This window comes from Peribacillus frigoritolerans, assembly GCF_001636405.1.
In the GTDB taxonomy this organism is placed as follows: domain Bacteria; phylum Bacillota; class Bacilli; order Bacillales; family DSM-1321; genus Peribacillus; species Peribacillus frigoritolerans.
Genome location: NZ_KV440950.1, coordinates 3,476,124 through 3,496,379, shown reverse-complemented (window position 1 = coordinate 3,496,379; position 20,256 = coordinate 3,476,124). Strand labels below are relative to the sequence as shown.

The window sequence follows — 20,256 nt, the reverse complement described above, 5'->3', positions numbered from 1 at the left end:
AGTGATTTTGGAGGAGGTAAGATGAGGAGGGGAGCAATGGAAAGGGCAAATGAATGCAAAGAGGTTCAAGCAGTGATATTCGATTGGGCAGGAACGACGGTGGATTATGGTTGTTTTGCACCGGTCCAAGCATTTGTCGAGATATTCAGGATAAGGGGGATAGATATTACCGTTAAGGAAGCAAGGGAACCTATGGGTTTATTGAAAATGGATCATATTATGGAACTCTTGAAAATGAAACGAATCTCTAATTTATGGAGTGCTAAATTCGGGAAAGAACCGGACGAAAGAGATTTAAATTCATTATATAAGAACTTTGAGGCTTTGCTTTTTAAGGTTCTAAAGGATAACGCCAAGCCAATACCCGGCGTAATTGAATTAGTCAGCCGTTTAAGGCAGCAAGGAATAAAAATCGGTTCGACAACGGGGTATACTCGTGAAATGATTGATGTTGTTAAAGAAGAGGCGGAAAAATGGGGCTATCAACCCGATTCCATCGTTGCGTCCACCGATGTGCCTACAGGTAGGCCTGCTCCTTGGATGTGCTTTAAGACGGCGATGAATCTCCAAGTGTATCCACTCAGCAAAATCGTTAAAGTGGGTGATACGATCAGTGATATCAAAGAAGGAATTTCTGCGGGAATGTGGACTGTTGCCGTATTGAAAGGCGGCAGTGAAATCGGACTTTCAGAAGCAGAAATCAGTGAAATGGACCCTTATGATCTGCAAAAACGGATGAAGCATGCAGAAAACCGTTTTTTGAATGCAGGTGCCGATTTCGTAATTGATGAAATAGGTGATTTATTGGAGATCATCGATAGAATCAACTACAGATTGACTGAAAAAAAGGATATATTTATTGGTTAAAAAAGAGTCAAATACATGTGTTAGTGCCTATGCTGGACAGAGATTTTAAATTAATTCGAAATATTCAAATTATTTATTGACTGTTACGCATAATGGTAGTATTATACATCTTATAACTGGTACGGACGTCGCAACGTCATTATCAGAAATAAATTTTAATTAAGGAGAATGTGCTATGGTCGAAACAAAAATGTTAAGAGGTACTAAAGTAAAAATGACACCAAGTGAAGCCATCGTTGAGACATTAGTGGCCGAGGGAGTTAAACATATCTCGGGAATTTTGGGATCTGCTTTCATGGATATGCTTGATTTATTGCCAACTGCAGGCATTCGTTTCATTGGTGTCCGCCATGAACAAAGTGCAGCACATATGGAAGATGCTTATTGTCGTGTCTCTGGTGTTGCTGGAGTTGTCATCGGGCAAAACGGACCTGGAATGACGAATATGGTCACCTCTGTCGCAGCGGCCAATCAAGCTCATACTCCAATGGTGGTCATATCACCTTCAGCTGGTACACCAACAGTTGGATGGGATGGTTTTCAGGAATGCGATCAGGTTTCCATCTTCAAGGCAATCACGAAAGAAACGGTTAGAGTGACACACCCAGGCCGGGTCGCTGATTGCCTAAGGACAGCGTTTCGGATTGCCTATGCCGAGAGGGGACCGGTTTTATTCGATATCCCTCGTGATTACTTCTATGGTGAAGTGGAAGATCAAATACTTCAACCACATCAATATCGCGTGGATGAAAGGGGCTGCGGGTCTTCTGAATCCTTGGATAGAGCGGCAGAAATTTTAGCCGAGGCGAAGTATCCGGTGATCATTTCCGGTAGGGGAACGGTTGATTCAGATGGCATTGAGGAAATTAAGAATATGGCAGAATATTTAACGGCTCCGGTAGCTGTCTCATATATGCATAATGATGCTTTTCCTGCTGATCATCCATTGTCAGTCGGCCCAATCGGTTACATGGGTTCAAAGGCTGCGATGAATACACTTAAGAAAGCGGACGTCATATTGGCGGTAGGCACAAGATTATCGGTATTTGGAACGTTACCATGCTATGACATTGATTATTTCCCGAAAGATGCGCAAATCATCCAAATTGATATTAACCCAAGGCAAATAGCGAGGACGCACCCTGTGGAAGTGGGGATCATCGGAGATGCCCGCGAAGCGAGTCGTGAAATCTTGAAACGGTTGAAGGCTGATAAACCAAACCTAAAACAAGAAAAAGAGCGGATAGTAGAAGTTACGAATGAAAAACAAAAATGGGAAGAAGAATTGGTGAATCTTGCGATGATCGATGGAACCCCGATCAATCCGCGTCGGGCCCTATTGGAATTGACAAAAGTGTTGCCTGAAAATGCCATCGTTACTACAGATATCGGTAATGTATCTTCAACTGCAAACGCTTACTTGAAATTCAATCAGGGACGCAGGCATATCGCTGCGCTTACATTCGGGAATACTGGATTTGCTTACCCATCCGCACTAGGTGCCAAATTAGCTGAGCCGAATACGCCTGTTATAGCCATTGTTGGAGATGGCGCGTGGGGCATGAGCTTACATGAAGTGAGCACGGCCGTGGAAGAAAACATACCGGTCATAGCATGTGTCTTCAATAATAATGCATGGTGCGCAGAGAAAAAGAATCAGGTCGATTTTTATAATAACCGTTTTGTAGGCGCGGATATCCAAAATCCTGATTTTGCAGAAGTTGCCCGATCAATGGGTGCTGTAGGCATTAGGGTGGAAAAAGCAGACGAGTTAGGCGCTGTCATTGAAAAAGCAATAAAATCAAACAAACCGACTGTCATTGATATACAAGTGGATGGAACACAATTGGCTCCGCCATTTAGAAAAGATGCATTAAAAATGCCTACTAGATTATTAGAAAAATATTCTCATTTAGATCATAAAAACTGGGATAAATAAAAAAAGGTGATAGGGCAGCTGCGATGACTTGATTAACGATTTGGGTCATCGCACCATCACCAATTCGCATTAAAGGGTCTGTAACAGCATGGGAACTTAACTTAGTTGCATTCAATGAAAAATAAGGGGGTTTCAAAAGTGAAGATGGAAACTGAAACGAAAGACCTTGTTCAAATGGATAAAGACCATTTATGGCATGCGATGCATCGCTATAATGAGAAGGATGCTCCCATGATGGCTACAGAAGGATCCGGCTCATGGTTCACTGATACTAAAGGGGATAAATATTTAGATGGTGTCTCAGGATTATGGTGCCTTAACCTTGGTCACGGACGAAAAGAGATTGCCCAGGCAGCATATGAACAAATGATTAATTTATCTTACTTTCCTTTAACATTAAGTCATAAGCCGGCAATCGAATTATCTGCAAAAATAAGTGAACATTTAAAGGGCCCTTATACAACTTTTTTTACGAACAGCGGCTCTGAGGCGAATGAGACAGCTTTTAAAATAGCCAGGCAATATCATTCACAAAATGGAAATCAGGGTAAATACAAGTTCATCTCAAGGTATAGAGCTTATCATGGCAATACTTTTGGCGCGCTAAGCGCAACTGCACAGGCTAATCGGAGAGTGAAATATGATCCGGCGGTTCCAGGTTTCCTGCATGTTCCACCGCCGTACAGTTATCGAAGCCCGTTTGGGGAAAACGTTGAAAACTCCGATTTGCTTGCAGCTGAATATATCGATCAGGTCATTAACTTTGAAGGAGCTGAAACGGTAGCGGGCGTTATCCTTGAACCATTCATCTCTGGTGGCGGTGTCCTTATTCCTTCAAAAGAATACTTAACGAGGGTTTCGGAAATCTGTAAAAAGCATGATGTTCTATTAATTGTGGATGAAGTGGTTTCAGGTTTTGGAAGAACCGGAAAAATGTTTGGGTTCATGCACTCAGATGGGGTTCAACCGGATATTGTTACGATGGCAAAGGGGTTGACCAGCGGTTATCTTCCACTTGGGGCAACGGCAGTGAATTCCAGGATTTATGAGAAGTTCAAAGACAACGGAAATTTAAATCATTTCAGGCATGTGTCAACATATGGAGGCCACCCTGCATCTTGCGCAGTTGCGCTAAAGAACATTGAAGTCTTGGAAAATGAAAACATCGTTCAACGAGTATCTGAACTTAGTGAATCGACACTAAGCGCGCTCTTTGAATTGACAGCCCTGGATAAAGTAGGGGAGGTTCGGGGAGTTGGGTTTTTATATGGCATTGAATTAGTGGAAGATAAAAAGACAAAAACGCCTGTTTCCGAAGAGTTCATGGGTAAAATAATCGGGGCTTGCAAGGCAAAGGGTCTTATCATCGGACGTAATGGTGATACGGTTCCTGGATATGGTAATGTACTCATCATTGCACCGCCTTTATCTTCGACCGTTGAAGATTTACGCTTTGTCATAGAAACGGTTAAATCCGTTTTATGTGAATTATGCTAATCAAAAAGATGATTAGCTTTAGGGTGCTATCTATATAGAAGAAAAAAATGAAGATGGGCATGATATGTCTAGCCGATTTGACATCCATGTCCATTTTTTCATATTGAGTCTAACAGGGTGGGAAAACTGGGGAATCCAAAACAGGAGGAAATATGCAATCACAACAAAGGCTATTGGTGGTTCTGGCACATCCCGATGATGAGTCATTCCTGTGTGGGGGAACCATTGCTAATATGTCTGAGCGAGGTGTTCAGATAACTTTACTATGTGCGACAAAAGGCGAAATGGGCAGACGAATGGGAAATCCCATTGTAACAACAAGGGAGGCATTGCCAGAACTAAGGGTGGAGGAGTTAAAAAGAGCTTGTGGAGAATTGGGGATCAGTGATTTGCGATTTTTAAACGTAAGGGATAAAACGATTGAATTTGAAAGCCTAGATTTATTGGCCGAGAGAATCGTAAAGGTGATTCGTGAAGTTCAACCGGATGCACTAGTTACATTCCATGAGAAATACGGCGGGCATCCAGATCATTGTGCGATTGGCCGTGCTGCCGCATTTGCTTTCTTAAACTCCGGTGATCCCGATTTTTATCCAGATCCATTATTTCCAGCTATTAAGGTTCATAGTTTGTACTTTGTCCTTTGGCATGCCTTTTATGATGAATGGTTAAAGGAAAACGGGCCGGGCAGTGTCACAGAAGTCAATATAGCAGGGACTTTAAAGAAAAAGATCCGTGCCTTAAGGTCACATCGATCCCAGACTTTAGCGGTTCCTGAATTGTGGACGAATCAAAATCCAAGCTTGCCTTTTTTAAAGGAATCCGAGTATTTTATCAAAGGGAATTCTCTTCCTAATCTAGAAGAAACCGATTTTTTTCAAACGATTGAAAGGATGGGATGATTTAGTTTATCTGGAAAGGGGGAAGGAATGTATGGAATTAGAAAAATATGAGCCACTGGAAGAAGCACCTCAGGCACAGCAAAACCCACTTCAAAATAAGGTGCTTTTGTGGCTGAGCGGTATTGCTTTCACCTTTTTCATTGCCCTCTTAGGCTTGGGGCTGTCGAAGATTTCGGGATTCAATCGAATCGGTCCACTTGCATGCTCGATCATCATTGCCGTGATATATCGTCAAATTGCTGGATATCCAGAGAAATTCCGGACGGGAATCGAATTTTCCGCAAAAAAACTTTTGCGTTTTGCCATTATTTTATACGGGTTGAAATTAAATATCGATGTGATTTTCAATCAGGGACTGCCATTATTGGTACGTGACATAGGGACAGTAACATTCGCCATAGTCGTGATGGTCCTGATTGCAAAGTGGATTAAGGCAGATGCATCCATTTCCCTTCTTCTTGCTGTAGGAACCGGGATATGCGGTGCAGCAGCCATCGCGGCAATATCTCCAATCGTGAAAGCGAAGGAAGAGGATACAGCCATAGGCGTCGGGATAATCGCTTTAATGGGAACTCTTTTCTCCATTGTTTATACACTTTTACGTCCGATCCTTCCAATATCTGCTTTGGATTATGGAATCTGGTCTGGGATCAGTCTTCATGAAATCGCCCATGTTGCTTTGGCAGGAGCACCGGCTGGTGAAGATGCGCTAGCGATTGCACTCCTCGCCAAATTGGGACGTGTCTTTTTACTCATCCCTTTATGTTTCATTTTTATGTATTGGATGAAGAAGCGATCATCCGGGAAAATGGGGCATGATGCCAAAATTGATTTTCCATGGTTCCTCGTTGGTTTTATAATCATGAGCCTAATAGGAAGTTATGTGTTTGGAAGTTATGTTACGGTTTCACCTCTCGTAATGGATGGCATTTCCAAAGCGACCACATTTATATTGACTATGGCCATGATCGGTCTTGGACTGAATGTTAGCCTGCAGGCACTGCGAACAAAAGCCATGCGTCCCCTTTTAGCCATGACCATTACCTCTTTGCTGCTTTCCATAATTTCGTACTTTATCATTTAATATATAAGCTTTCATATATGCCTGAAATGTGATGAAGGTTGCATATAGGATAAGCCCTGAATACATAGAGCTATTCAGGTTTTTTTTATTCACTCGAAGAAAAACGGTATTTGAACGCTGGAAACTCAACATAATCCTAATTTAAGGGAAAAATTGAATGCCGGCATGTTTGAATATTATAACTATTTGGTTTACAATATAAGAACTGATACGAACATTACGATGTCTTTTTCTGTTTGGAGGAAATTTTATGGAGCTAGACTTTAAAAATCCAATCCCTTTACATGCTCAATTGAAAACCATATTGGAAAATCAGATTTTGGAAGGTTATTATAAAGACAAAATCCCGAGTGAAAGGGAACTGATGGATATGTATTCTGTCAGCAGGAGCACTGTACGGGAAGCCGTTTCCATCCTGGTTCGTGAGGGAATATTGGAAAAGAGACATGGGAAGGGAACGTTCGTCTCCCTTAAACCTGTGCAAGAATGGCTTAAGATGATAAGTTTTACGGAAACCACTAAAAGCATGGGGATTAAACTACTAGATCATGGCCGTGTAATGACACCTGAAAATATAGCTGATGCAAATGGGTTTGAGGATGAATCTTACCATATTAAAAGGCTGCGGTTACAGGGGGATGTCCCAATAGCCATTGAATTGCATTATTATTCTTTGGACCTAGGAAAAAAATTGACGAAATTCGATTTAAGTACAACCGTATTGTATGATGCACTCGAAGGTGAATTAAACATTGACTTTTGTGAAGCGGAACAAATCATAACCTGCGGCTTTCCAACAAAAGAAGATGCAGAACATTTGGGTATAGCCGAAACGATGTGCTTACTGATTACAGAACGAATGATTTTTGATTCTGATGGTAACTTAGTAGAATATTATAAAGGGTTATTCAGATCGGATATGTATTCATTCGCAATGAAAATGTCCAGGAAGAATTGAATTCCACATAAAGTGATCTAAGCCTTTCTAAGAAGAAGAGAGGCTTAGGTCATTTTCAAATCTACCGGGATCCAATAATACGATTTTTATTGGAGAGTATGCCGATGTTAATAACATAGGCATGTTTTAAAATAACCTATTGTTATATTCAAATTGTGTACTTACCTCAAGAGCTAAAGGATTAAGGCTTGCCCACCGTTTCAGCCGTTCGGTTTTGAGGGCTTGCCATCCTCCAATTTAGCCGAAATAAGCCCAAGGGCAACTCCCAGCAACGCGCCTGCTCCCACTTCCACAGGCTGATGTCCGAGCAGTTCATTCAGTTCCTTCTCACGCTCAACATACTCAAAGCTCGGAAACTCTCCGGAAAATTTGGCCATATTATCTTCAAGATCATTCACGAGCTTAGCGATTTCGCCTGTATGGCGGCGAATGCCCTGAGCATCATACATCACAATCACGCCAAACACTGTCGCAAGCGATGTTTCCGTATGCAGCCATCCTTTATTCGCTGCCACATACGCTGCCAGGGCGGCCACTCCCGCAGAGTGCGAACTGGGCATGCCGCCCGTTGTGAAAGCCTGCTTCGAATCCCACTTTCCCGTCAGCTTATAATGCGTTAAAATTTTCAACCCTTGCGCAATGCCAATAGCCGACAGCGCCGTTAAAATTCCCCGATTCATCTTTTCCATGAGCAACTCCTCCACTCCAGACCAGTCCAACCCAACCCAATCCGGGAATTTATCTTCCCTCTTTTGATACCCCAAAAATATTTTTTATATGCAGCAGTTTCATGATGAATGAATCATGATATCACTTTTTGCTTTATCCGAGTTCAGCTGAAGCATCATATCCGAGGTGGGTTCAGGCTTATTTTTTTCGGGAAAGGTCACTATTTCATAATAATATTTATAGGATGGGAACCTTAAGGAAAATATATAACGGAAGATAATTAACATGGTTTTAAGGTGGCAATGGAATGAACAAGATCAAGGATATGAATCCGAAAGAGTTAAAGAAGATCATGACGGTAACCGAGAGAATGTCTTTCACAAAAAACTTCAGGTCCGCTACTGCGGAAGAATGGTTCGTATTCATACCAGGCTTCAATGATCCTAGTACAGGGGGAGCTGCTGGAAAGGCTATAGTTCACTACAACCTATATGGAAACAAAGATATGTTCATTAACACAACGGTCATACTGGATGACCCTGTTCTATTTGAGGAAGAAAATTTTCAGCTGGTTTACTCTATTTGTGATGAACTTATAAATCGTCTAGTGGGATACGCTGATACTTTACTGTCCGTACATGCAGGTTCCAATTCTTATAATGCCGAGTACAAACGATAATGTTCGTAAGATAACAAGGAGGAAAAACGGTGAAACATAATCTTGTTCAGTCAATAGTCGAACAATCAGTCATGCTTACAAGTGAAGCAGATTGGGATAAGCTCATTCAACAAGTTAATAATGCAAAATTTGTTTTGCTGGGTGAGGCATCACATGGGACATCCGAATTTTACACGGCACGAGTTGAAATAACAAAAAAGCTGATTCAAGAAAAAAGGTTCACCTTTGTAGCCGTTGAAGGCGATTGGCCCGCATGCCAGGCAATAAATAGGTATGTTAAAGGCTATGACCTAGTGACTAAATCCGCAAAGGATGTGCTAAAAAGTTTTGACCGCTGGCCGACCTGGATGTGGGCAAACGAGGAAATGATCGACCTGATTGAATGGATGAAAGAATACAATGAGTCTGGACAAAATCAAACGAAAGTTGGATTTTATGGCATAGATATCTACAGTCTTTGGGAATCCATGGATGAAGTTATCCGTTACTTAAAACAAATTGATTCAACTGACCTCGAAGCTGCCAGACAGGCGTTCACATGTTTTGAGCCATTCAATCGGAATAACGAGGAGTACGCAGTTTCTGCAGGTATTTTTTCGGAAGACTGTATAGAGGAAGTAGCCAAATTACTGACGACTATTCAACGAAAAAAAGAAAAATACCCCCATCACGAAGAATTGAATTTGAATCTTCAAGTAAATGCATTGGTAGCATACAATGCCGAAAATTATTACAGGACCATGGTCGTCCATGATGATAGATCATGGAATATTCGAGATATGCATATGGTTGATGCACTTAATGAAATTATGGATTTTTACGGCTCTGAAGGCAAGGCGATTGTATGGGAACATAATACCCATGTTGGTGACGCCAGCGCTACTGATATGAAAGATTCCGGGATGATAAATGTCGGCCAGGTCATTCGAGAGCAAAACCCGACTGAAGATGTATTTATCACAGGTTTCGGAACTTACAGAGGAACTGTTATAGCAGCAGAGGAGTGGGGCGTGGATTTCGAAATAAAAACAGTACCTCCGGCAATGAAGGGAAGTTGGGAGGAGGCGATGCACCTTTCGGGGGCTTATGATAAGTTGCTCATTTTCACTGATGAAAATCGTCAGCTATTCCAAGGGAGGATTGGACATCGGGCGATTGGGGTTGTATACAGACCGGAATATGAACAATATGGTAACTATGTACCTTCTGTAATGTCAGATAGATATGATGCTTTTATTTATATTGATGAAACCCAGGCCCTTCACCCGCTCGTTCAAGAAAAAGCACCCGTTCGGTAATAAAAAGACGAAGCCGTTTATGTTATAAACGGCTTCGTCTTTTTGTTCGTGCTTATTCTTAATGCTACCCAATGTTGGAGATATGATCGCGACGGAAACCAAATTTATTGGTTTGATCATTTCTATTTTTAACTGATATTAATGAAAATCTAATGAATCGTTACGTGCAAAGCGATTTAATTTTTAAATTAAAAACCATTTCATAAATAATGGTTCAGTTAGACAAAAGGGTTCTTTCTAAAAGTAAAACAAAGTTGATTGGAGCGGGTGTTCGAGACTCCTGCGGGAAAAGCGCGTCCAGGGGAGACCCCGCAGGCGCAAAGGCGCCGAGGAGGCTCCCGGACCGCCCGCGGAAAGCGAGTGCCTGGAGTGGAAATCAACGTTCAAATTATACAATCCCCTAAAAAAATTGATTTTCACCGATTTTGTCTACAGTCTGAAACCATTCTATAAGAATGGTTTGTATCTTGATATCTATTTTCGGATGGACTGGTTTTTATATAAACTGCCAATTAATAATATGAAGTAATTAAGAATCGGGCCTCCTAAACAGACGGTTAATAAAGTTCCGATACCTATTGGTCCACTGAAAGTGATTGCCAAAACCAAGAAGAATAGATAAATGAATGTTTTTGAATATAGTGTATTCATTCCAGTTTGTTAATGTTTGTTTTACTCACATTTAACACTTATTCGTTAACCAGTTCCTTTATCATTAATAGATGTGGACCGCCATCTTCCATAAAGACATCGGATGAAGTCCGATAGCCGAGTTTTTTATAAAAGCCCTCTGCCTGTGTTTGCCCATGTAATTTAACCTGAGTAATACCCTGTTCCTTTGCAATTTCTTCTAACGTTTTAAGTATTATTTTCCCGAGACCAAATTTACGGTAAGGCTCCAAGATGCAAATTCTCTCCAATTTACCAAACCCATCAACAACTCTCAATCTTCCAGTTCCGACTGGCTTTTCATTATAATAGACTAATATGTGTTCAGATAAAGCATTAAGTGTATCAAATTCATCAAATTCAAATTCTAATGGGAAACCTTGTTCCTCGACAAATACTTCTTTTCTGATATGAAAGGCTATTTTTAAATCATTTTCAGTAGTTATTCTTTTTGAATCCAATGTTCTTCATCCCTTTTCTAGATTTATATAAAAAGACAAGTCATAATAAATGTATATTCCTATTTTAGTATAAATGAAATTATTTTTGTTGTAAATACAACAAAAAGTCAGGGGCTTTTTGAATGAAGGAAATACTCCGTGAAATTGGAATGATAGCAAGGGAATTGGATCTTAAGTAATATCGAATTTAAAGAATTTGACCTTACAAAAGGGCAGTATTTGTATCTTGTCCGAATATGTGAAAACCCAGGTATCATTCAGGAAAAGTTAGCAGAAATGATTAAGGTTGACCGAACGACAGCAGCTCGTGCCATTAAAAAACTTGAAATACAAGGGTTTATCGAGAAGAAAAATGATGAGGAAAACAAAAAAAATAAAAAGCTATATGCAACCGATAAAGGTGAAAAGGTCTATCCTTTTTTGAAAAAAGAAAGGGAGTATACTGACAAGGTTGCGTTATCTGGATTTTCTTTGGACGAAACGGAAACGATGCTTCATCTTCTTCAAAGAGTCAGAAAAAATATTGAGGTAGATTGGGAATTTGTGAAAAAGGGAAATAAAAGGGGGTATTGATACATTATAAGAAAGAGGCTCGATTCCGTTTCGGAATCGAGCCTCTTTCTAATTATCCAGCTACATTTTCAGTGAACTGACTATTGTATAGCTCTGCATAGAAACCATTCTCCCTTAAAAGGTCTGAATGCGTTCCTTTCTCTATCACTTTTCCTTGTTCCATAACAAGAATCAAATCTGCATCCTTAATCGTTGAGAGACGATGGGCAATGACAAAGCTGGTTCGTCCTTCCATCAGTCGGTTCATGGCCTTTTGGATAAAGACTTCTGTCCGAGTGTCCACACTGGACGTCGCTTCATCCAAAATCATGATTGGGGGATCTGCTAGAACAGCCCGGGCGATTGTCAAAAGCTGCTTTTGGCCTTGTGAGATGTTCGAAGCTTCTTCGTTTAAGATTGTCTCATAACCATCTGGCAGTGTCCGAATGAAATGGTCGGCATGTGCCGTCCGAGCAGCTGCAAAAATTTCTTCATAAGTTGCTCCATTTTTGCCATAAGCGATATTTTCTTTAATCGTACCATTAAAGAGCCAGGTATCTTGAAGTACCATACCAAAATTCTTTCGAAGATCATTACGTGACATATTCCGTGTATCAAGACCATCAATCGTAATCTTTCCGCCATTGAGTTCATAAAATCTCATCAAGAGATTTATCATGGTCGTTTTTCCAGCACCAGTCGGTCCAACAATTGCGACCGTCTGTCCAGGCAAGACATCGATGTTCATATCTTCAATTAACATTTCTTCCCCATATCCAAAGTCCACATGTTCAAAAGAGACAGCACCATTTGCCCTTTTTATATTAACTGTGGTTTGTTCTTTCATTTCCTCTTCTTCATCAAGTAGTTCAAAAACACGCTCAGCGGCTGCAACCGTCGACTGAATAATGTTAGCGATGTTAGCCGTTTGTGTGATTGGCTGGGTGAACTGCTTTGAATATGTGATGAATGCTTGAATGTCACCAATTGAAATCGAACGTTGCGTTACCAATATTCCGCCGACAACGCTGATGAGGACATAGCTCAAATTTCCGATAAAGAACATTACGGGCATGATGATACCCGATATAAACTGGGCTTTGCTTCCCGCTTTATACAATTCTTCATTTACTTCAGTAAACTGGGCACTCGCTTTTTTTTCATATCCGAATGCTTTAACGACTTGATGGCCGGTATATATTTCTTCAATGTGACCATTTAATTGTCCGAGTTTACGCTGTTGATCGGCAAAATGTTTTTGGGATCTTTTTAAAATAGGCCGGATTGCAAATATTGACAAAGGTAAGCTGATTATCGAGATTAATGTCAATAATGGGCTTATCGAAAGCATCATGATGATAATCCCCACAATCGTTACGATTGATGTGATGAATTGCGTTAAGCTTTGCTGAAGGGTGCTCCCGATTGTATCAATATCATTTGTCATTCGGCTAAGTGTTTCACCGTTTGGACGTCCTTCAAAATATTTGAGTGGAAGTTTCTCGAGCTTTTTGTTCACATCTTCTCGAAGATCATATACCGTGTCTTGTGCAACACTTGACATAATGTATTGTTGTACATAGCTGAAAAGGCTGCTTAAAGCATAAAGTCCGGCAAGGAGTAGAAGAATCTGGCCAATTTTATCAAAGTTAATAGCTGCTCCTGGTATTCCCTGGAATTTCCCGTAAGCTCCTTCGAATAATTCTGTAATTGCATTTCCCATGATCTTCGGTCCTACAATCATAAAAATCGTACTCATGATTGCAGCTAAGAACACGGAAATCAATCTGTTGCGCCTCGGTTTTAAATAGGTCAATAGACGTTTTAGTGTTCCTTTAAAATCTTTTGCTTTTTGACCCATCATCATCATGTTACCGCCACCAGGGCCATGCCCGACCTGACCGCCGCCTTGAGGTTTTTTTTGATTACTCATGCAATTTCCTCCTCTGTGAGCTGTGATAAGGCAATTTCACGGTAAATGTCGTTTGTGCTAAGCAACTCTTGGTGTGTTCCAATGCCTACAATGTGGCCTTCGTCTAACACAATGATTCGGTCAGCATCAACGACGGTACTGACACGCTGTGCAACGAGTAGTACCGTCGAATTTTTCGTTTCATCTTTCAGGGCTGCGCGAAGGTTGGCATCAGTCTTGTAGTCCAGTGCAGAAAAACTATCATCGAATATATAAATATCCGGTTTTCGAATGAGTGCCCTTGCAATCGAAAGCCGTTGTTTTTGCCCTCCTGATAGGTTTGAACCGCCTTGATCGATTTCTGCCTCATAGCCGCCTTTCATATTGCTGATAAAATCCTCCGCTTGTGCGATCCGAGCCGCATGCTCAACTTCATCTTGTGTGGCTGTTTGTTTTCCAAAGCGAATGTTTTCAGAGATAGTACCTGTAAAGAGGGAGGCCTTTTGTGGTACAAAGCCAATTTTTGAACGGACTTCATCTTGTGATGACTTACGAATATCAACACCATTGACGCGAATCGTTCCGCTTGAAATATCATAGAAGCGAGGGATCAAATTGATAAGAGTGGTTTTCCCGGAACCTGTTCCACCGATTATTGCGGTTATTTCACCAGGATTTGCAGAAAAACTAATATCCGATAATGCAGGTTCTTCTGCTCCTGGATAACTGAACGTAACATGTTCAAATTCAAGGGTACCGTGTACACGATCTGCTTTTTCTGTGCCCTCATCCAGGAATGAAGGTTTCATGTCAAGGACTTCGTTTATCCTTGTTGCCGACACGGAAGCTCGTGGAACCATAACGAACATCATGGAAGCCATAACGAGAGCGAACATAATTTGCATAACATATTGGATAAATGCCATTAAGTCGCCGATCTGCATACCGCCGTTATCAATACGGACTCCACCAAACCAAATGATACCAACAACCGTCAAGTTCATGACAAGCATCATTACAGGCATCATGAAGGCCATGATTTTATTGACTTTGATTGAGACATCCGTTAATTCTTTATTCGCTTTCTTTAGACGTTCTTTCTCTTGTGTTTCACGATTGAAGGCACGAATGACGCGAATGCCAGTTAAATTTTCTCGTAATACAAGGTTCAACCGGTCTAATCGTTTTTGAACCGTTTGAAAGAGCGGCACACCTTTATATAGAATAAGCAAGATTGACCCAATCAAAAAAGGCATTGTGACAACAATGACAAGTGATAATTTTGCATCCATGGATACAGCCATGATTACTCCGCCGATTAACATGATAGGTGCACTGATAACCATACGAAGCATCATGATAACCACTTGCTGGACTTGTGTTATATCATTGGTCGTACGTGTAATCAATGACGCCGTACCGACTTCATCAAATTCTTGTAACGAAAATTTTTCAACGTGATTAAAGACCTTCAGGCGGAGATCGCGTCCCATTCCCATTGCCGCTTTGGACGAATAGTAACTTGCGATTATGGATGCACAAGCGCCAAGTGCGGAAACCAACAGCATAAAACCGCCGATTTTCCAAATATAAGAAGTGTCTCCTCGAACAACGCCTTTGTCAATAATATCAGCCATTAGTGTAGGCAAAAAGAGGTCCGACATGGACTGAATAAAAACCAGACCGATAACTGCTAAAATAATCCACTTATAAACGGATAAATTTTTCAGTATTTTTATCATTTTGTACACTCTCCCTGTTCGGTTGCTTGTGCTTCTAAAAAGTTTGTAATTTGAAGATGTGTTTTTAGCAATTCTTCAAACTGTTCTTCGGTAAGCATTTCAATGGCCGTTTGAAAGACTTGGTGAATGCTTCCTTCGTGAAAATGAATCGTTTTTAATAAATTCTCGCCCTTTTCGGTGATTGACAATTGAATCTCACGCCGGTTGCCCTCCACAGGCTCACGATGGAGCAAACCTCCGCGAACCAGACCATCGACCGCTTGGCTCAAGGTGCTTTTTGGAAGAAATGTTTTCTCACCGACATTTTTTTGGGAGGTCTCTTTGTAAAGGGTAATGGTCATCAAAATGGAATATTGAGGAACTGTTAATTCATTTTCTGCAGCTGTCTTTTGAACGAACCGCATGATATTTTTCTGTACGTTCCAAAATGAACGCAATAGTTGTACGGAACCCATTAATTGTTTTTCATTCTCCACTCAACATCACCATTCTTTCTGTATTGAACTGTTCCATTTCGAACATTTAATTTTATGAATCATTTTAATTTACAGCTATTCTTCCGCTTAGTCAACAAATAAATAACTTCAACACCAAGGCTTTTATCTAGTCTTGGTGCTTATATGGAAATGAGTTAAAGTCAGGTCAGGCCAAAACTGTTAAACCCATTGTATTTTTGTTAAAGAAAGGTTTTCTCGTGAAAACAACGATACAAAGTGAAATTAACTTGAAAATGTGAGATGAAAAGTGGTAGGATAATATTGCATTGAGTTAGTACCAGGTAATAATAGTAGATGATAACGCATTTGAGGGTGTTAAATGGCAAGCATGCATACATAAAAGAGCTTTCCCTTCCTTAGATACATAACAGGATATAAGTTTGCGAGACAAACAAACAGCTAATAAGAAAGGTTAGTAATTTGTGATATAAAGACCCATATTTATATTGGGTGACAGCGTGAGGAGAACATTCTGGTTTTAACAGAAAACCGTTTTAATTATTAGGAGGGATGATGACATATGGTTGAAAACCGCCATCTACAGGCAGGTCTGAGTGATGAGCAGGTGCTTGAGATGTATAGAATTATGTTGTTGGCAAGAAGAGTGGATGAACGGATGTGGCTGTTGAACAGATCTGGAAAAATTCCATTTGTCGTTTCTTGTCAAGGGCAAGAAGCAGCTCAAGTGGGTGCAGCATTTGCGTTGAATCGTGAAAATGATTATGTCCTTCCTTATTATAGGGATCTAGGAGTGGTGCTCGCGTTTGGGATGACCGCCAGGGATTTAATGTTATCCAGTTTTGCCAAGGCAGAAGATCCAAATTCAGGCGGACGTCAAATGCCTGGGCATTTTGGGCAAAAGAAGAATCGAATCGTGACGGGATCTTCGCCAGTTACGACTCAAGTGCCACATGCAGTGGGGATTGCACTCGCTGCAAAAATGGAAGGAAAAGATATTGTTTCATTCGTTACATTCGGTGAGGGTTCATCAAACCAAGGTGATTTTCATGAAGGAGCGAATTTCGCAGGTGTACATAAACTTCCGGTCATCTTGATGTGCGAAAATAATCAGTATGCCATTTCCGTCCCTATTGAAAAGCAATTGGCTTGCGGGAAAGTGTCCGACCGGGCCATTGGTTACGGCATGCCAGGGGTGACGGTTGATGGAAATGATCCGATCGAAGTATACCGGGTGGTGAAAGAAGCTGCTGAGAGAGGAAGGCGTGGTGAGGGCCCAAGCTTAATCGAAACGGTTTCATACAGGCTTACACCACATTCAAGCGATGATGATGATAGTCAATACAGGTCGCCTGATGAAGTATCGGAGGCAAAAAAAATAGATCCGATCATTACTTTTGGTGCCTATTTAAAAGCAATGGGAATCATGGATGATCAAATGGAGAAAAAATTGAACGAGGAAATAATGGAAGTTGTGAACGAAGCGACGGATTATGCGGAAAATGCTCCATTTGCAAATGAAGACACTCTCTCAAAATACGTTTACGCAGAAAGGTAAGGAGGAAAGAAGATGGCAGTGATATCTTATATAGATGCCGTGATAATGGCGATGCGGGAAGAAATGGAACGTGATTCCCGTGTATTTGTATTAGGTGAGGACGTAGGGATAAAGGGCGGCGTGTTTAAAGCGACTTCAGGGTTATACGAACAATTCGGCGAACAGCGTGTCATTGATACACCGCTTGCTGAATCCGCAATCGCAGGAGTCGGCATCGGCGCGGCCATGTATGGAATGAGGCCGATTGCGGAAATGCAATTCGCTGATTTCATCATGCCAGCCATCAACCAAATCATATCGGAAGCTGCAAAAATCCGTTATCGCTCCAATAATGACTGGCATTGTCCTATCGTCATCAGAGCTCCATACGGCGGAGGTGTACATGGGGCGTTATACCATTCACAATCCGTTGAAGCCATTTTTGCGAATCAACCGGGACTTAAAATTGTCATGCCCTCTACACCCTATGACGTGAAAGGATTATTGAAAGCTGCCATTCGCGATGATGACCCGGTCCTTTTCTTTGAACATAAAAGAGCCTATCGCCTAATTAAAGAAGAAGTGCCGGATGATGATTATGTTTTACCGATTGGTAAAGCGGATGTAAAACGTGAAGGCGAGGACGTTACAGTGATCACTTATGGCCTTTGTGTTCATTTTGCGCTTCAGGCAGCTGAAAGGCTGGCCAGTGATGGCGTATCCGTTCATATACTTGATTTACGAACCGTTTATCCATTAGATCAAGAAGCCATAATGGAAGCTGCATCTAAAACAGGAAAAGTCCTATTGATTACTGAGGATAATAAGGAAGGAAGCATCATTAGTGAAGTATCGGCGATCATTGCAGAAAACTGCCTCTTCGATCTTGATGCCCCAATCATGAGACTCGCTGGCCCGGATGTTCCTGCCATGCCATATTCACCATCATTAGAGAAATCATTCATGGTGAATCCTGAAAAAGTGGAAAAGGCGCTGCGGGACCTGGTTGCCTATTAAATGGTCTGCATGGAGGAACGAACTCTTCTTATCCGTTTAAATGGTTGTTTATATTTGGATTGATCTTAAAAATGAACTTAAGTCTAGCAACTATAAAATAGGTTGCCAGGCTTTTTTTTACGCTGAATAAATCATCTATAGTTAAAAAATAATCCGTTTGATTACGCTAGAGGGAGCATATAAAATCAGAGATTTTTTTTTGGATTATCACTACATGAATATATACTATTGAAAAGAATCCCTGGACAATTATCCAATAATAAACTATTGGTATGGTGTTTGAAAGTACATATTATGGAATTTTAATTGCCGATAATCACGCAAAATTCAGTATATTAGCAATGAATATTGTGTATTTTTAAATGTTGAATGATTGGTGAACATTGAAACTAGCAAGGGACTATTATCTTTTAGAAATCTACGGGCGCAGGCAATTTCGTATAAAAAATTCATCATGAAGTATTATATGAAGATAATATCTATTTCGAAGGAGAAAAAAATTGAGCGATCATATTAGAAGCGAATTATCATTATTCACCGAGTACCTTGTATCATTATTATTCACAGCTTGCCTTGCGGTTTTTCTCACAAAGTTCACTGATTCATTTCCATGGCTTTCCTTTATTGGTGTTTCAATTGGTTTTGCCCTCATGATTTCCTGTTGGGAACAAAAGAAAAACCAATGGTCTCTTTTTATTATAGGGTTATTATTCAACACAGCTGTTTGGTCTCTTGTTTTAAATTGGTCCTCATTTTTTTAAATATATTTATTCCTGAAAATTACAAAACAGCCTGATCCATTTTGATTGGATTTGGCTGTTTTATTTTACGTTAAATTAAGGCCATCGATATAGTTGAAAAATTGCCTCTTCACTTTTTCTGTGATAACCACTCTGCCACGATTGCAGCTTCTTCATTTGAAATAACGCCTGCTGGCATACCATTTTTACCATTATTAATAATATCTTCTATATCATTTTGTGAATATTTTGTACCAATTTTATTTAAAGCTGGACCAGCTCCTCCTTGTAAATTTTCCCCATGACAAGATATACAACTATTACTCACAATTTCTTCAGGATTACCAGCTGAAGTATCCTGTGTTCCCCCATTTGAATTTGGGGATGGTGAGGGTTGATGGCCTCTGTAAAAAAACAGTAAAAATATTAAACATCCAGCAAGAACGATACTGGCTCCAGAAGTAAACCAAATTTTTTTCATAAATACCTCCGTATTTAATGTAGCGTGGAGTGAAAATCTTTTTGATAAAAGAACAAAGAACGTTTCTAATATATCTTCTGCATAATAATAGAATCCGTGGAAAATACATAAAACTCTAAGGTCTTATTTTACTCTTCCAAAGTATTTAAGCAATTATTATTAATTTATATCTTTCCCCAAAGTTATTTTTGCATGAATACATTATTAATAAAAGGTAAGATCCTTTTACAAAATTCCTTTATAACATTTCCAACTTTCTGCATGGTTATTTAATAAAAGTATAAACATATAGTCGAATTACTGAAAAACTAATATGAACTATTTAGAAAGATGAGGAATTTGAATATTAAACTGTAAACAAAACAGGCATGTCTAAATATAAGCTAGGTATAAAATTGAGCTGTTTTGTGAATATATGTAAAAGGATTAAAAAAGGCACTTAAACATCCTTTAGTGTGAATAATAACGTTTACTGTAAAGGTTACAAACGGTTTTTAGTAAATGTAACTGATGTTTTTTATGGAGGATTGACGTGATGTTTCAGAATATTGGGATTCCAGGCTTGGTCGTAATTCTTATCATTGCGCTTGTAATTTTCGGTCCGAAAAAACTACCTGAAATTGGTCGAGCATTTGGACGGACATTAACGGAATTCAAGGGTGCAACAAATGGATTAATTTCTGATGAAGATAAACAGGAAGAGAAAAAACATGAGTTATCGACTGCTGAAAAGAAGATGCTGGATAAACAGTAGAGTCCATAGTGGTATGCAGGTGGGCATTTTTCATATAACTGGA

Annotated in this window: 17 protein-coding genes and 2 pseudogenes; 12 read left to right on the top strand and 7 right to left on the bottom strand. The window is 40.2% G+C overall.

Annotation, left to right across the window (positions count from 1 at the left end; genetic code table 11):
• Positions 1-36 precede the first annotated feature (36 nt).
• From phnX to A6755_RS16640, 6 genes are all read left to right on the top strand, one after another.
• Positions 37-867 carry a phosphonoacetaldehyde hydrolase gene (phnX, locus tag A6755_RS16665; protein ID WP_063591374.1) on the top strand — a complete coding sequence of 277 codons (831 nt, stop codon included), beginning with the start codon at positions 37-39 and terminating at the stop codon, positions 865-867.
• 175 nt (positions 868-1,042) lie between these two features.
• Positions 1,043-2,806: a sulfoacetaldehyde acetyltransferase gene (xsc, locus tag A6755_RS16660; protein ID WP_063576547.1), complete on the top strand. Its 1,764-nt coding sequence runs from the start codon at positions 1,043-1,045 to the stop codon at positions 2,804-2,806.
• Between the two features lie 144 nt (positions 2,807-2,950).
• Complete coding sequence (locus tag A6755_RS16655) at positions 2,951-4,303, top strand: aminotransferase (RefSeq protein WP_217349305.1); 1,353 nt, start codon at positions 2,951-2,953, stop codon at positions 4,301-4,303.
• Between the two features lie 152 nt (positions 4,304-4,455).
• Positions 4,456-5,205 carry a PIG-L family deacetylase gene (locus tag A6755_RS16650; RefSeq protein ID WP_063591373.1) on the top strand — a complete coding sequence of 250 codons (750 nt, stop codon included), beginning with the start codon at positions 4,456-4,458 and terminating at the stop codon, positions 5,203-5,205.
• 31 nt (positions 5,206-5,236) lie between these two features.
• On the top strand, positions 5,237-6,289 hold the full coding sequence (locus A6755_RS16645; protein WP_063591372.1) for a YeiH family protein: 1,053 nt from the start codon (positions 5,237-5,239) through the stop codon (positions 6,287-6,289).
• 250 nt (positions 6,290-6,539) lie between these two features.
• Positions 6,540-7,247: a GntR family transcriptional regulator gene (locus A6755_RS16640; protein WP_034312712.1), complete on the top strand. Its 708-nt coding sequence runs from the start codon at positions 6,540-6,542 to the stop codon at positions 7,245-7,247.
• 200 nt (positions 7,248-7,447) lie between these two features.
• On the opposite strand, the gene A6755_RS16635 is transcribed toward A6755_RS16640, so the two are convergent.
• Complete coding sequence (locus tag A6755_RS16635; protein ID WP_034312708.1) at positions 7,448-7,936, bottom strand: divergent PAP2 family protein; 489 nt, start codon at positions 7,934-7,936, stop codon at positions 7,448-7,450.
• A gap of 305 nt (positions 7,937-8,241) precedes the next feature.
• On the opposite strand from A6755_RS16635, the gene A6755_RS16630 reads away from it, so the two are divergent.
• Together A6755_RS16630 and A6755_RS16625 are read left to right on the top strand one after the other, a co-directional pair.
• Positions 8,242-8,595 (top strand): hypothetical protein, encoded by a 354-nt coding sequence (locus tag A6755_RS16630; protein WP_134402216.1) that lies wholly within the window; start codon positions 8,242-8,244, stop codon positions 8,593-8,595.
• A 29-nt stretch (positions 8,596-8,624) separates the two neighbouring features.
• Positions 8,625-9,893: an erythromycin esterase family protein gene (locus A6755_RS16625; protein ID WP_244889685.1), complete on the top strand. Its 1,269-nt coding sequence runs from the start codon at positions 8,625-8,627 to the stop codon at positions 9,891-9,893.
• Between the two features lie 474 nt (positions 9,894-10,367).
• Here A6755_RS16625 and A6755_RS27665 read toward each other — a convergent pair.
• Both A6755_RS27665 and A6755_RS16620 read right to left on the bottom strand, forming a co-directional pair.
• A pseudogene (locus tag A6755_RS27665) lies at positions 10,368-10,532 on the bottom strand (YitT family protein); the annotation flags it as partial.
• 50 nt (positions 10,533-10,582) lie between these two features.
• Positions 10,583-11,023 carry a GNAT family N-acetyltransferase gene (locus A6755_RS16620; protein ID WP_063591370.1) on the bottom strand — a complete coding sequence of 147 codons (441 nt, stop codon included), beginning with the start codon at positions 11,021-11,023 and terminating at the stop codon, positions 10,583-10,585.
• A gap of 122 nt (positions 11,024-11,145) precedes the next feature.
• Between A6755_RS16620 and A6755_RS16615 the strand changes: the two are divergent.
• Positions 11,146-11,596 (top strand): annotated as a pseudogene (locus A6755_RS16615) (MarR family winged helix-turn-helix transcriptional regulator).
• A 52-nt stretch (positions 11,597-11,648) separates the two neighbouring features.
• Here A6755_RS16615 and A6755_RS16610 read toward each other — a convergent pair.
• From A6755_RS16610 to A6755_RS16600, 3 genes are read right to left on the bottom strand one after another with little or no spacing between them, the layout of a single operon-like run.
• Entirely contained in the window at positions 11,649-13,508 is a 1,860-nt protein-coding gene (locus A6755_RS16610; RefSeq protein ID WP_063591369.1) for an ABC transporter ATP-binding protein, read from the bottom strand.
• Positions 13,505-15,229 (bottom strand): ABC transporter ATP-binding protein, encoded by a 1,725-nt coding sequence (locus A6755_RS16605; RefSeq protein WP_063591368.1) that lies wholly within the window; start codon positions 15,227-15,229, stop codon positions 13,505-13,507. Before A6755_RS16605 ends, A6755_RS16610 begins: the two co-directional genes overlap by 4 nt.
• Complete coding sequence (locus tag A6755_RS16600; RefSeq protein WP_063591367.1) at positions 15,226-15,705, bottom strand: MarR family winged helix-turn-helix transcriptional regulator; 480 nt, start codon at positions 15,703-15,705, stop codon at positions 15,226-15,228. The genes A6755_RS16605 and A6755_RS16600 overlap by 4 nt, the downstream gene beginning before the upstream one ends.
• Positions 15,706-16,246: 541 nt before the next feature.
• Between A6755_RS16600 and A6755_RS16595 the strand changes: the two genes are divergently transcribed.
• Together A6755_RS16595 and A6755_RS16590 are read left to right on the top strand one after the other, a co-directional pair.
• Positions 16,247-17,242 carry a thiamine pyrophosphate-dependent dehydrogenase E1 component subunit alpha gene (locus A6755_RS16595; RefSeq protein ID WP_063591366.1) on the top strand — a complete coding sequence of 332 codons (996 nt, stop codon included), beginning with the start codon at positions 16,247-16,249 and terminating at the stop codon, positions 17,240-17,242.
• Between the two features lie 12 nt (positions 17,243-17,254).
• Positions 17,255-18,238: an alpha-ketoacid dehydrogenase subunit beta gene (locus A6755_RS16590; RefSeq protein ID WP_034312685.1), complete on the top strand. Its 984-nt coding sequence runs from the start codon at positions 17,255-17,257 to the stop codon at positions 18,236-18,238.
• Between the two features lie 870 nt (positions 18,239-19,108).
• Here A6755_RS16590 and A6755_RS16580 read toward each other — a convergent pair.
• Complete coding sequence (locus tag A6755_RS16580; protein WP_034312682.1) at positions 19,109-19,459, bottom strand: c-type cytochrome; 351 nt, start codon at positions 19,457-19,459, stop codon at positions 19,109-19,111.
• 535 nt (positions 19,460-19,994) lie between these two features.
• Here A6755_RS16580 and A6755_RS16575 point away from each other — a divergent pair.
• Positions 19,995-20,213: a twin-arginine translocase TatA/TatE family subunit gene (locus tag A6755_RS16575; protein ID WP_034312681.1), complete on the top strand. Its 219-nt coding sequence runs from the start codon at positions 19,995-19,997 to the stop codon at positions 20,211-20,213.
• Positions 20,214-20,256: the final 43 nt, after the last annotated feature.